This is a genomic window from Stenotrophomonas sp. YJH_SMC_19 (assembly GCF_059367915.1).
The window spans coordinates 437,286-449,814 of sequence record NZ_JCAFRI010000001.1 but is presented as its reverse complement, the minus strand read 5'-3'; the positions used below and the strand labels follow the sequence as shown (position 1 = coordinate 449,814).

The 12,529-nt window shown below is 67.7% G+C and carries 11 protein-coding genes; 4 read left to right on the top strand and 7 right to left on the bottom strand.

Annotated elements, in window-relative coordinates; all coding sequences use genetic code 11:
* Positions 1-35: 35 nt before the first annotated feature.
* Positions 36-1,529: a M20 family metallopeptidase gene (locus AC5P5R_RS02020; RefSeq protein ID WP_049459155.1), complete on the bottom strand. Its 1,494-nt coding sequence runs from the start codon at positions 1,527-1,529 to the stop codon at positions 36-38.
* Between the two features lie 199 nt (positions 1,530-1,728).
* On the opposite strand from AC5P5R_RS02020, the gene AC5P5R_RS02015 reads away from it, so the two are divergent.
* The 4 genes from AC5P5R_RS02015 to AC5P5R_RS02000 all read left to right on the top strand — a co-directional run bounded on the left by AC5P5R_RS02015 (position 1,729) and on the right by AC5P5R_RS02000 (position 4,879).
* On the top strand, positions 1,729-2,055 hold the full coding sequence (locus AC5P5R_RS02015) for a ComEA family DNA-binding protein (protein WP_024958219.1): 327 nt from the start codon (positions 1,729-1,731) through the stop codon (positions 2,053-2,055).
* A gap of 352 nt (positions 2,056-2,407) precedes the next feature.
* Entirely contained in the window at positions 2,408-3,493 is a 1,086-nt protein-coding gene (locus AC5P5R_RS02010) for a L,D-transpeptidase (protein WP_049459154.1), read from the top strand.
* Positions 3,494-3,510: 17 nt separating this feature from the next.
* Positions 3,511-4,236 carry a murein L,D-transpeptidase catalytic domain family protein gene (locus tag AC5P5R_RS02005; protein WP_005408415.1) on the top strand — a complete coding sequence of 242 codons (726 nt, stop codon included), beginning with the start codon at positions 3,511-3,513 and terminating at the stop codon, positions 4,234-4,236.
* Between the two features lie 34 nt (positions 4,237-4,270).
* Entirely contained in the window at positions 4,271-4,879 is a 609-nt protein-coding gene (locus tag AC5P5R_RS02000; protein ID WP_005412516.1) for a HutD/Ves family protein, read from the top strand.
* A gap of 147 nt (positions 4,880-5,026) precedes the next feature.
* Here the strand turns inward: AC5P5R_RS02000 and AC5P5R_RS01995 are convergent, their stop codons facing one another.
* From AC5P5R_RS01995 to AC5P5R_RS01970, 6 genes are all read right to left on the bottom strand, one after another.
* Entirely contained in the window at positions 5,027-6,631 is a 1,605-nt protein-coding gene (locus AC5P5R_RS01995; RefSeq protein WP_164281733.1) for a sulfite reductase subunit alpha, read from the bottom strand.
* The gene (locus AC5P5R_RS01990) at positions 6,628-7,599 is read right to left on the bottom strand and encodes an FAD:protein FMN transferase (RefSeq protein ID WP_049459152.1); all 972 of its coding nucleotides are present in this window, start codon (positions 7,597-7,599) and stop codon (positions 6,628-6,630) included. The genes AC5P5R_RS01995 and AC5P5R_RS01990 overlap by 4 nt, the downstream gene beginning before the upstream one ends.
* Positions 7,600-7,653: 54 nt before the next feature.
* A complete protein-coding gene (locus tag AC5P5R_RS01985) occupies positions 7,654-8,457 on the bottom strand; it encodes a DUF4198 domain-containing protein (protein WP_049459151.1) in 804 nt (267 codons plus the stop codon).
* 122 nt (positions 8,458-8,579) lie between these two features.
* A complete protein-coding gene (locus tag AC5P5R_RS01980) occupies positions 8,580-9,098 on the bottom strand; it encodes a DUF2271 domain-containing protein (protein WP_005408420.1) in 519 nt (172 codons plus the stop codon).
* A 26-nt stretch (positions 9,099-9,124) separates the two neighbouring features.
* On the bottom strand, positions 9,125-9,763 hold the full coding sequence (locus tag AC5P5R_RS01975; RefSeq protein ID WP_076739864.1) for a PepSY-associated TM helix domain-containing protein: 639 nt from the start codon (positions 9,761-9,763) through the stop codon (positions 9,125-9,127).
* A gap of 199 nt (positions 9,764-9,962) precedes the next feature.
* On the bottom strand, positions 9,963-12,383 hold the full coding sequence (locus tag AC5P5R_RS01970) for a TonB-dependent receptor domain-containing protein (RefSeq protein ID WP_164281734.1): 2,421 nt from the start codon (positions 12,381-12,383) through the stop codon (positions 9,963-9,965).
* Between the last annotated feature and the right edge of the window lie 146 nt (positions 12,384-12,529).

Below are 12,529 nucleotides of genomic sequence, written 5' to 3'. Positions count from 1 at the left end.
AGCAAGGCCAGGCTGCGTCCGTCACGGGTGCCGGATCAGCAGCAGCCGTGGTCGCCGTGGCGGGTGCCGCTGTCGGCAGCCACCGGCGAACCGCTGGTCTCGCCGCGCAGGCTGGCCGCGTAGTGCTCGCTGATCACCTTGGACACGCAGGCGGTGACCTTCTTGCCCATCGGGATATGCAGGAACTCGTTCGGGCCGTGCGCATTGGAGTGCGGGCCGAGCACGCCGGTGATCATGAACTGCGCGCCCGGGAACTTCTCGCCCAGCATGCCCATGAACGGGATCGAGCCGCCTTCGCCCATGTACATCGCTGGCTTGCCGAAGAAGGCCTGGCTGGCGTCGTCGATGGCCTGGGTCAGCCACGGCGCCATGGCCGGGGCGTTCCAGCCGGTGGAGGCCTTTTCCAGGTCCAGGGTGACCTGCGCGCCATTCGGCGGGTCGCGCAGCAGCGCTTCCTTCAGCAGCTCGCCGCAGGTCTTGCCATCGGCCGTCGGCGGCAGGCGCAGCGACAGCTTCACCGAGGTCTGCGGGCGCAGCACGTTGCCGGCCGATTCCAGCGGCGGCATGCCACCGACGCCGGTGACCGACAGCGCCGGGCGCCAGGTGCGGTTGAGCACCAGCTCGGTCAGGTCCTCGTTCATCGGGCGCAGACCGTCGACCATCGGGAACTTCTCGAAGATCTCGGTATCCACCACTTCGGCGGCACGCTTGGCCTGTTCCAGGCGTTCGGCCGGGATCTCGACGTTCATGCCGTCGATCAGGATGCGGCCGGTCTCCTGGTCTTCGATGCGCGAAAGGATCTGGCGCAGCAGGCGGAAGCTGGACGGGATCACGCCGGAGGCATCGCCGGAATGCACGCCTTCGTTGAGCACCTTCACGGTGAAATTGCCGCCGGTCAGGCCGCGCAGCGAGGTGGTGCACCACAACTGGTCGTAGTTGGCGCAGCCCGAATCCAGGCAGACCACCAGCGACGGCTTGCCGATGCGGTCGGCGAGGTGGTCGACGTAGGCTGGCAGGTCGTAGCTGCCCGACTCTTCACAGGCTTCGATCAGCACCACGCAGCGCGCGTGCGGCAGGCCTTGGGCCTGCAACGCCAGCACGGCGGCCAGCGAGCCGAAGATGGCGTAGCCGTCATCGGCGCCGCCGCGGCCATACAGCTTGTCGCCGCGCAGGACCGGGGTCCACGGGCCGAGGTCGTCGTCCCATCCGGTCATTTCCGGCTGCTTGTCCAGGTGGCCGTAGAGCAGGATGGTGTCGTCGCCGGTCTCGGCGCCGGTGGCCGGAATTTCCAGGAAGATCAGCGGGGTACGGCCTTCCAGGCGCACCACTTCAACCTTCAGGCCAGGCAGCTGCTGGGCCCTGGCCCAGTTCTCCATCAGCGTGACCGCCTGTTCCATGTAGCCGTTCTGCACCCAATCGGCGTCGAACATCGGCGACTTGTTGGGAATGCGGATGTAGTCGACCAACTGCGGGACGATCTCGCTGTCCCACTTGTCATTGACGAATTGGCCGAGCTTGGCGCTGTCCATCTGAAACTCCGGTTGCATGGGCTGATCCGGCCATTCTACGCCTGTGCCACGGGTAGGGTTTTTCCTACATCACGTCGGGTATTTGGCTGGCTTACGGAAATCCGGGAAACCGATAGGCTGTGTGCATGTGGTGACGGACACTGTTCCTACCGACGGGATTGCCGGTCGGGGCGGCCAGAATCACAAGGAGATACACGTTGTGCCTTGGTTTGTCGTGTTGAGGGCACTGGTGCTGGTCATGGGGATCGCTGGGGCGCATGCCGCCGAACCGATCGACATCAACCGCGCCGATGCCCAGGCGCTGCAGCAGGGATTGACGATGGTCGGAGCCGCCAAGGCCGAGGCGATCGTCGAGCACCGGCGCAGACACGGCCCGTTTCATCGCGTCGAGGACCTGACGCAGGTGAAGGGGATAGGGAAAGCAATCGTCGAACGGAATCGACAGCGGATCACCGTAGGCAACAGGTTGTTGCCGGCGGATCCGGTACCCGGATCGGTACCGGTGCGGACCGTACCGAGGCGCTGACAGCAGGAATCGTCGGAACCGGCAGGAAGCTGGTTCAGCGGTCACGGACAGGACGGCCGTGACCACCGACCGCCGCAGGACGCGGCACCAATCACCAGGATGGTGGCATCACAGACCTGTGGAAGGGGCTGAGATACAAACAGGACAGACGCGGCCGCGTGCAGGATGCAACGCTACCCCCACAGCGCAGGATGCGAGGGGGCGGCAGCAGGCCGACAAGGACGTAACGATTGCCCGGTACGACACATGGCTGTGTCGCCGGGCAGTTTCATTTCCGGCGCCTGGTTTTGCCGCGGCCACCACGGGCCGATGGTGTACGGTGGCCGCACCGCATGGAAAGGACCCCCGCTGGATGCTCCCGCTCCGCCCCACCACCCTGATGCTCGCCCTTGCACTGGCCCTGCCGCTGCTGGCCCATGCCGCTGCGCCGACAGCGGCTGCCAAGCCCACGGCTGCCGCAGCCAGCAGCGCTGAAGTGCGCGGGCCGACCGACCTCAAGCCGGGCGAATACCTCTGGCATCCGGAAATCTCGCCGACCGGCCCGATCGTGCTGGTGGTCAGCCTCGATGAGCAGCGCGCCTACGTCTACCGCAACGGCATTGCCATCGGCCTGACCACGATCAGCTCGGGCAAGGCCGGGCACGAGACGCCGACCGGCGTGTTCACCATCCTGCAGAAGGACAAGGACCACAGGTCCAACCTCTACAACAGCGCGCCGATGCCGTACATGCAGCGGCTGACCTGGGACGGCATCGCCCTGCATGGCGGCAGCCTGCCCGGGCATCCCGCCTCGCACGGCTGCGTGCGCCTGCCGCAGGCCTTCGCGCAGAAGCTGTTCAGCGAAACCCAGCGCGGCGATACCGTGGTCGTGGCCGATGCCAAGAGCTCACCGATGACCCTGGCCTATCCGTCGGTGCTGGCGCCGGTGAACGCGCGCGGTCAGGCGCTGCCGGAGGCCGAGGGCGGAGCCCCGGCACAGGCCTGGTGGGACGACAGCGCGGCGCCGGCCGGGCAGGTCGGCATCCTGGTCAGCCTGCACGACCAGCGCCTGTACGTGCTGCGCGATGGCGTGATGATCGGCGAGTCGCCGCTGAAGGCTGACGCCCTGCCGGCGTTCCAGGGCACCACGCTGTTCGTGATGGGGCAGGGTTACAGCGACACCCCCAGCCCGCTGGACGTGAACCAGCGCCTGCACCAGTGGACGGCCTACCCGTTGCTGGGCCAGGACCGTGCCCAGGCCACGCCGGACCTGCTGGCCACGCCCTCGCTGCCGATGGCGCTGCCGCCGGATTTCGCCCGCCAGCTGTACCAGGTGCTGGTGCCGGGCACGACCCTGCTGGTGACCTCGCTGCCGGCGGTCCGCCCAAGCCCGGCTGAATCCGGAATGCAGCCGGTCTTGGAATCCGAGCCGCCAGGGTCCACCCTCAAGGGCAACTGAGTGCCCTCGTTGTGCCCATGACTGCATCCCGCCTGTGCCGGCTGGCCGCGTTCGGCCTGCTGGCGACCTCGGCCAGCGCCCCGGCGCTGGCACAGACGCCCGCCCTTGCCACCAGCGCCGATGATCTGGCTGCCCTGCTGTCGCGCAGTGCGCCCAAGGCCGACCGCCACGTGTTGCAGCTGGCGGCGCACGCCATGCGCTGTGCGCTGCAGCGGCCGGAACTGGGCATCAATGGTGATCGCCTCAGCGTGATCGACTATTCGCGCCCGTCCACCGAGCCGCGCCTGTGGGTGTTCGACCTGGCCCACCAGCGCCTGCTGTTCGAGGAGTGGGTGGCGCATGGCCGCAACAGTGGCGAGAACCGCACCGAGCACTTCTCCAACCGCGATGGCAGTTTCATGTCCAGCCTCGGCGCGTTCACCGCGCAGGAGACCTACATGGGGGGCAATGGATATTCGCTGCGCCTGGCCGGGCTGGAACCGGGCTTCAACGACCGCGCGCGTGACCGAGCCATCGTCATCCATGGTGCGCCATACGTGAATCCGGCTGCCGCGCAGCTGCAGGGGCGGCTGGGCCGCAGCCTGGGTTGCCCGGCGGTGCGCCTGTCGGTGGCCAGGCCGCTGATCGATGCGTTGCGTGGCGGCACGATGGTGTTCGCTTACTACCCCGACCAGGATTGGCTGAAGCACTCGCAGCTGCTGGCCGGCGGGTGCGGTGGCCAGGGCACGCTCGCCACGCGGTGATGCACGACGGCGCGCGGCATGATGCAATGCGCCGATGAACATCGACTCCCTGCTGCACACTCCGAGCCAGGTGATCTCCAGCCTGGACTACCGCCGCGAACGTTGGCGCAACGGCCTGGGCTGGACCCGCGAGATCCTGCGCCTGCCCGCGCAGGGCGATGACTGGGCGCTGCGCCTGTCGGTGGCCGAAATCGAACAGGATGCCGCGTTCTCTGCCTTCCCCGGCGTGGAGCGCGAACTGGTGTTGCTGCAGGGCAATGGCGTGCGCCTGCGCTTCGACGATGGACGCGTGGCGGAAGTGCTGCCGCCACACGGACGAGTGCGGTTTGCTGGTGAGGAGACACTGCACGGGGAATTGGTCGATGGCACCACCCACGACTTCAACCTCATGTGGAAGCGCGAGCTGCTGCAGGCCGAACTGCTGCACCGGCCGCTGGTGGGCGCGATGTTCTTCTTCTGCGAACCGGGCGTGGCCTGGGCGCTGCATCTGCTGGCCGGTCAGGCGGAGTTTGGTGCCGACAGCGGGCTGCCGGCGTTGCAGGCGGGCGATACCGCATGGTTGGCGGCCGGCGAACGTCAGCGGCACGCGTTGCAGGGCGGTGGCGAGTTGCTGGCGATACGGGTCAGTGCAGCAGCGGGATGATTCCTGGGCGCCGGTGGGCGCCATCCACGCATGGCGTGGATCTACAGCTGTGAGGTTGTCACCATGCCTGGGCACGCCGTCATGGTGCGGCTGTGGTTGGGGTCAGAGCCCTTTCCTGCGGAAAGGGATCCGACCCCGATGGTTCGTTCAATACACATCGCGCCGGTAACGACCGGCCAGCAACAGCGCTTCCTTGCCCGCAGTACCCAACACCTGCTCGATCACCGCATCCACCGCCGGGGCCATGCCCTGCAGGCTGCCGCAGATCAGGATCGTCGTGCCTTCATCCACCCACTGCCGCAGCGTTGCCGCTTCGGCCAGCAGCCGGTCCTGCACATAGCGATGCGCGCCGCCATCTCGGCTGAACACAGCATCCAGCCGCGCCAGCGTTCCGCTGGCCAGCATCGCCTGCAGTTCTTCACCGAAATGGAAGTCGTGCGCGGCGGTGCGCTCACCGAACAGCAGCCAGGTGCGGCGCGCGCCACTCCGGGCACGTTCGTGCAGATGCGCGCGCAGGCCGGCGATGCCGGTGCCGTTGCCGATCAGCAGCAGCGGCACATCGGCGGGCACGCCATGGAAATTGTCGTTGCGGCGCAGACGCAGCTGCACCGGTTCGTCGATGGCCGCGTGGTCGCACAGCCAGCCACTGCCGATGCCCGGTGTTCCATCGGCGCGCAGTTGGCGGCGCAGCAGCAGCTCCACCGCACCGTCGGCCATCACCGAGGCGATCGAGTACTCGCGATGCGGCAGCGGCTGCAGGGTCGCCAGCAATGCAGGCAGATCACCCGGGGGAACCAATGAGGGCAGGTGCGAGCGCGCGACGCGTGCCAGCAACGTCTGTCCGTCATCCAGCACGATGTCCGCGTCAAAGCGTTGTGTGTCCAGCCAGGCACGCACGGTGTGCGATGCGTGCTGTGGGCCGATCTCGGCGATGTCACCGGCCTGCCATTGCGCATCTGCATCGGCTGGGGGCTGCAGGCGCAACCAATACACGGGGCCGCCGGGGCTGCCCGGGTTCAGATGCTCGCGCTGCAGCAGCGTCCACGGCTGGTACTCGGCCGGACTCCAGTCGGGCAGTTCGCTGGCGTTACCGCCGAGTTGTCCCAGCAACTGCTGCCAATGGCGCAGCGCCGCCGGATCGGCGTTGTCGACTTCGATTGCATCGAACAGTGGATGCGCGCCGTGCTGGCGCAGCCATTGGTCGAGCTGGTGACCGAATCCGCAGAAGTGGCCATAGCTGCGGTCGCCCAGTGCGAGCACGCCGTAGTGCAGATGCTGCAGCGAGGGCGGCGTGGACATCACCCCGCGCAGGAACGGCAGGGCGTGGTCGGGCGGATCACCTTCGCCGGTGGTGCTGGCGATGAACAGCGCGCGCTGGCTGCCGGCCAGCAACACGGCGTCGACCTCGTGCAGTCCGCGCACGCGCACGGGCACGCCGGCACCGCGCAGGGCCTCGGCACTGCGTTCGGCCAGTTCGCGGGCGAAGCCGGTCTGGCTGGACCAGACCAGCAGGATGGGCGCGGTGTCTCCGCTTGCGGCATCGTCGCGCGGGCGCCCACGCCACCACAATGCAGCGCAGGCCAGCGCGTACAGCACCGTGGAGAGCACCGCGATCTGCGACTGCCGCGCAGGTGGCGCGCCCTGCCACCAGGCCTCACCGAGGTGCAGGCGCAGCAGCGCCCAGCCGATCAGCGCCAGCAGAAGCAGGACCAGCGCGTTGCCGAGCCACGCGCGCGACGGCCGGGTACTCATGGGCTCTGCTCGTCGAGCAGGCGCTGGAAGGCGCTGCTGAGGAATTCCTGCGGGCCGTCTGCTGCACGCTGCAGGTAGCGTGCAGCCAGGCCTTCGCGCTCGGCCAGCGCCATGCCCTGTTCGCGGCCCAGCACGGTCAGTGCGGTGGCCCAGGCATCGGCGTGCATGGCGTCGTCGGCCACCACGGTGACTGCCGCGGCAACCTGGCGCACCGGTCTGCCCGAACGCGGGTCCAGGCTGTGACTGTAGGCCTCGCCATCGACCTGGTACTGGTGCCAGCGATCGCCGGAGGTGGCCACCGCCTTGCCCTCCAGCGCCAGCACCCGCAGCGGGGTATTGGTGTGCGCATCTTCTTCCGGCGCGGACTCCACCAGCACGCGCCACGGCTGGCCGTCCGGTTTGCGGCCGTAGCCGGCCAGTTCGCCGCCGACTTCGACCAGCGCGGCAGTGATGCCCTGTGTGCGCAGCCACGCAGCGACATGGTCGACGCCAAAGCCCTTGGCGATCGCGGAGAGATCCAGTTCCAGCCCACCCGGTTGCAGCAGCGCATCGTCCTGCCACTGCAGGCGCTGCCAACCGCAGCGATCGCGCGTGGCCTGCAGGGTAGCGTCGTCGGGCTGGCGGCGTTCACCGGCATGTGCACCGAAGCCCCACAGGGCAACCAGCGGACCGACGGTGGGATCGAAGGCGCCGCCACTGGTGGACGCGATCGCCTGTGCGCAGGTCAGAACGTGGCGGGTCTCGGCCGGCAGCACGCACCATTGGCCCGCGTCGGCGCGGTTGTAGCGGCTCAGGTCCGAACCGGGCTCCCAGGTACTCATCTGCGCGACCACTTCGTCCAGCCGCGCCTGGATGCCGGCGTGCAGCGGGTGCAGGTCGCGCTGGCGCGGCGCGACCAGCGACACGCTCCAGGTGGTGCCCATGGTGGTGCCGCCGAGGCGGGCGATGTCGAGCAGGGAATCGGTCATGGTGATGCGTTGCGGGTGCGATGCCGGGGTTGCCCGGCATCGCGGTTCGCGTCATTACTGCGGCAGCACTTCCAGCGTGGCGACGTAGCTCAGGCGGCGCTTGGCGGCCTGCTTCACCGACGTCTTGTTGTCCTCGGTGCCGGTTTCCAGCCAGTACATGCCGGCTTCCGGCCAGGTCACCTTGATCTCGCCCTTGGCATCGCTGGTCAGCTTCAGTTCGTCCTGCGCGTTGCGGTAGCGGGTGGCGCCACGCACGATCTCGAATTCCAGGCCGGCGGTCGGCTTGCCGTCAACCAGCACGCGGAAGGTGGCTTCCTCGCCGGCGAACAGGTCGTTCGGGTGACCGACCGCAACCAGCTCGATGCCACGGTTGGTCGGCTTCAGCGCAGTGTCGTTCGGCGCGCCGTTGGTGACGAAGGTTTCCACGCGACCGATTGACTGGCTCACTTCCAGCTTCTTCGCGTCCTTCGGCAGTTCGTCAAGGGTCGCGACGCTGCCGCGCCAGCGCTTGCGCTCGCCGTTCTGCTCGTAGGTGGCGAACAGGCCATCGTTGACCGACGCGATGCGGTAGGTGCCCGGCTGCTTCAGTTCGATGTCGAACACGCTGCGGTACTTGCCGGTCGACGCGTTCTGCGGCTGCACGGTGCTGCCGTCCGGTGCGGTGATCACCAGCGATTCCAGGCGCAGCGGCACGTGGTTGAAGTAGAACAGATCGTTGGAGACCGCACCGTCGACGGTGATCCACGGCGCGTTGCCGGCGATCACGGTCTGCGAGGGCAGCAGCCAGGCCTTGTGGGCCAGGGCGGAGAAGGGAAGGGCAGCGGCCAGGGCGGCGGCGAGGACGAGCGTGCGCTTCATGCGGAAGACTCCAGTTGGAAGGGGTCGGATCCCTTTCCATCGGAAAGAGCTCTGACCCCGGGGGATAGGGCGATGGGGTCAGAGCCCTTCCTGCGGAAGGGACTCGACCCCGGCTCAGGCGATTACGGTTTGACGGCGAGGGTGACCTGGCCCAGTTCGGTGGCGCCCTGCGCCTTGCCGTTCTGCGCGGCGGTGGCCGGCCAGGTGAAGGGGATCTTCAACAGCTCGCGGCCGCCGACTTCGCGCACCGCTTCCACCACCAGGGTGTAGTTGCCCGGGGCCAGCTGCTTCAGTGCCGGCTGCCTGTCGTTGAACGACAGCGCGTGCTTGCCGGCCGGGCGGGTCGGGCCGGTCACGCCGTCCACCGGCACCTGCAGGGTGCGGCCACTCTTGCGCCACCACTGGCGCAGGTCGGGCAGCCACTTGGTGCCGTGGCCTTCGCTGTTGCTGGTCTGCTGGTACCAGACCGAGAGGTTGGCCGCGACCTTCTGGTCGGCGCCTTCCAGCCACACGGCCACATACGGCCGGTGGTATTCGGCCACGTTGAGCTTGGGCACTTCGACGTTGATGTCGAGGGTGGTGGCATAGGCCGGCGAGGTGGCCAGCAGGCCGCTGAGGGCGATGGTCAGGGTGACGCGCATGGGGCGGCTCCGGAAACGGGGAAAAGTCAGTGGATCAGCAACAGGGCGATCAGCAGCGGGATCATCAGGCCGAGGCCGACCAGCGGCCAGGTCATGCGCCGCTGCCGCGCATGCAGGTGCAGCAGGAACAGGCCGGTGATGCAGAACACCAGGCAGGCCACGGCGAACAGGTCCAGGAACCAGCCCCACGCCGGGCCCGCGTTGCGGCCCTTGTGCAGGTCGTTGAGGTAGGACACCGCGCCGCGCGAGGTCGATTCGTATTCCACCGCGCCGTTCTCGCGATCGATGCTCAGCCAGGCGTCGCCACCGGGGCGCGGCAGCGACAGGTAGATCTCTTCGGGCGACCACTCGGCCGGTCGCCCGCCGATGGCGATGCCCAGCTGCGTGTCCAGCCATTGCCGGGCAGGGCGCGGAATCGGTGCGTTGCCGTCTTCGCGCGTGCCGAGCTGTCCAAGCAGCGCGGCCGGCAGTTCCAGATGCTGGTTCTGCACCTCGGGCTTGGCCTCGATCTTCGCGGCATGGTTGAGGGTCAGGCCGGTCACCGCGAACAGCAGCATGCCGATCAGGCACACCGCCGAGCTGATCCAGTGCCACTGGTGCAGCGTCCGCAGCCAGAAGCCACGGTTCTGTTGCTGCTGCACGGTGGAAGAGGCAGGACGGCTCACGGCACGGTTCGAGGCGGACGAGGACTGCCCATTACATCATTGATGAGAATAGCTCGCAATTGCGTATCGTTCTGTATCCCGGGAGCAGGCATTGCGGGTTGCCGGCCAGCGGCCGGCACTACCGATCGGTAGATCCAGGCCATGCGTGGATGAAGCGGTGCCGACCAAGGTCGGCACCCACCACAGCAGGGCGCGGCGATCAGAACTTCGCGTTGAGCGAGATCCAGTAGCTGCGGCGCTGGTCCTTGGTCGCGTAGTCATCCACGCAACTGAACTCGCTGGGATTGAGCAGCAGGCACGACTGCGAAACGAAGTCCTTGTCGAACAGGTTGTTGACCCGTGCGTTGACCGTCAGCCACGGCGTGGCCTTCCAGCTGCCGCCCAGGTGGAAGATCGTGTAGTCCTCGTAATAGCGCACGTGGCGGGCGCCGGCACTGTCGATGAGGGTGTCGCGATAGCGGTCGTAGCGGCCTTCGCCGATCAGCGACAGGCTGATCGCTTCGTTGATCTGCCAGTTGAGGCTGGCGTTGGCCATGTGCTTTGCCGGCGTGGTGCCTGAGATCGGGCGTCCCTTGTCGGGGCCGCTGGTCTGCTCGCTCCTGGTCCAGGTGTAGTTGCCGCGCAGCTGCAGGGTGTCGAGCAGGTCGACATGACCGGCCAGTTCCGCGCCGCGGGTCTCGGCCTTGTCGATGTTCACGCTCTGGGTGAAGGTGCTGTAGCCCAGTGCTGCCCAGCCTGGGCCGATGTCCACGCAGTAGCCGCTGCCGGCGCGCGCCACTTCGCAGTTCGGGAACGTTCCGCCGCTGGCGATCTTGTCTTCGAACGTGTTGAAGAAGCCGGTGACGTTGAAGCCCCAGCGCTGGCCTTCGTAGTAGGCGGCCAGCTCGTAGTTGGTGCTGGTTTCAGGCTTGAGGTTCGGGGAACCGACCAGCGGCAGCACGCCCTGGCCACCAAAGCCGGTGATGCCCGGGAACAACTGGTCCGGTCGCGGGGTCTTGTAGCCGGTGCTGACGCCACCCTTGAAGGTCCACGCATCGCTGGCGTTCCACACCAGGTAGCCACGCGGACTGACGTGGCTGCCGAACACGTTGTGGTCGTCGTAGCGCAGGCCGAAGGTAGCGGTGAGGGTATCGGTCAGCGCCCAGTTGTCCTCGGCGAACAGCGCCCACATGCGGTGCTTCTGCCTGGTGTTGCTGCGATAACCGGCGCCATCCATGCCGAACACGCCGTCGATCATGTCGGTGTCGTTGTACTGGCCGCCGACGGTCAGCTTGTGCGCGCCGAAGTCGAGGTCGAGCATCGTGTCGAGCACGTAGCCTTCCAGTTCCATGGTGCGCAGCGGACGCGGCAGGAACGCCTGCAGGCGCGCCATCTCGCTCGGGTTGAGCGCGGCCAGGGCATTGCCACGGCCGGCCGCACAGTTGTTGGCGGCGCCGGTGCGGCGGCAGACGTCATTCCACAGCGTCTGCAGGTTGGCGCGCTCGTCCAGGGTCAGCGGCAGCGAACGACCCAGGTTGCTGCTCTTGCTGTGGGTCAGTGAGGTCTGCCAGGTGCCGAAGCTGTAGCGGCCCTGGTGGGTCAGCGACAGCTGATCGCGCTCGTAGCGCTGGTAGGCGGTGTAGCCGACGCGCGGCTGCACCACGCGGCGGGTGACGGTGCCGCTGCCGTTCGGGTTGGGGATGACCGCATTGCCGACGCGCCACAGGCTGGCCAGGCTGTCCAGCGTGCCGGTCTGGCCTTCGCTGTTGTCGTACTTCTGCCGCGACACGTCGTAGTCCAGCCACAGTTCGTGGTCATCGTTGACCCGGAAGTCCAGGCGCACGCCGGTATTCCAGTTGGTGTTGGCCACCGACTTGCCACCGCCGCCGAAGCCGATGCTGCGCTCCCACAGGCTGCCGTCGGGCAGGGTCACTGCGTCCCACTCCGGATTGGAGGCCTTGGCGTCGTAGTAGCTGCCGCGCACCGCCAGGCTGAGGCGGTCCTTCAGCAGCGGGCCGCTGAGGTACAGGTCGGTGGTGCGCGCATCACCGAACTGGTCATCCTGCTGCACGGTGAAGCCCTGGGTCACGGCGCCGTGCCAGCGGTCCTGGTTGCGTCGGGTGATGATGTTGATGACGCCACCCATCGCGTCCGAGCCATACAGCGTGGACATCGGGCCGCGCACGACTTCGATGCGCTCGATCGCGTCCAGCGGCGGCAGGTAGGCGAACTGGCCGCCACCGAAATTGTTCGGGTACAGCTGGCCGACATTGCTCTGGCGGCGGCCGTCGATCAGCACCAGGGTGTATTCGGACGGCAGGCCGCGCATGGAGATGGTGGCGCGGCCGTTCTTGTCGGTGGCCTCCAGGCCGACGTCGATGCCTTCGACGTCGCGCAGCGCGTCGACCAGGTTGGTGTAGGGGCGCTTGCTGAGTTCTTCGCGGCTGACCACGCTGATGCTGGCCGGTGCATCGATCACCTTCTGCTCGAAGCCGGAGGCGGTGACCACCACCTTGTCCAGCGTCTGTGGCGCGCCGGTAGCGTCACCGTGGGCGAAGGCAGGGGCGGTCATGGCCGCCAGCACGGCGCTGGTCAGCAGGGTACGGGACAGGGACGAACGGACACGATGGCGCTGGGCCATGGCAGTAACCTCGAAGGATGCAGGGTGGTGCGATGCCAGGCGCGAACGGCGCGGCATGCACGGGGAGGCCCGGTCAGGGGCGGCAGGGATGAAGCAGGCAGCGGCGCGCGGGCACGACCGCGCAGGCGGTCACGCGGGGCCGTGAA

Coding starts and splice junctions, on each gene's coding strand:
- AC5P5R_RS02020 (WP_049459155.1), bottom strand. CDS start 1,529: ATGGACAGCGCCAAGCTCGGCCAATTCGTCAATGACAAGTGGGACAGC.
- AC5P5R_RS02010 (WP_049459154.1), top strand. CDS start 2,408: ATGCTCCCGCTCCGCCCCACCACCCTGATGCTCGCCCTTGCACTGGCC.
- AC5P5R_RS02005 (WP_005408415.1), top strand. CDS start 3,511: ATGACTGCATCCCGCCTGTGCCGGCTGGCCGCGTTCGGCCTGCTGGCG.
- AC5P5R_RS02000 (WP_005412516.1), top strand. CDS start 4,271: ATGAACATCGACTCCCTGCTGCACACTCCGAGCCAGGTGATCTCCAGC.
- AC5P5R_RS01995 (WP_164281733.1), bottom strand. CDS start 6,631: ATGAGTACCCGGCCGTCGCGCGCGTGGCTCGGCAACGCGCTGGTCCTG.
- AC5P5R_RS01990 (WP_049459152.1), bottom strand. CDS start 7,599: ATGACCGATTCCCTGCTCGACATCGCCCGCCTCGGCGGCACCACCATG.
- AC5P5R_RS01985 (WP_049459151.1), bottom strand. CDS start 8,457: ATGAAGCGCACGCTCGTCCTCGCCGCCGCCCTGGCCGCTGCCCTTCCC.
- AC5P5R_RS01980 (WP_005408420.1), bottom strand. CDS start 9,098: ATGCGCGTCACCCTGACCATCGCCCTCAGCGGCCTGCTGGCCACCTCG.
- AC5P5R_RS01970 (WP_164281734.1), bottom strand. CDS start 12,383: ATGGCCCAGCGCCATCGTGTCCGTTCGTCCCTGTCCCGTACCCTGCTG.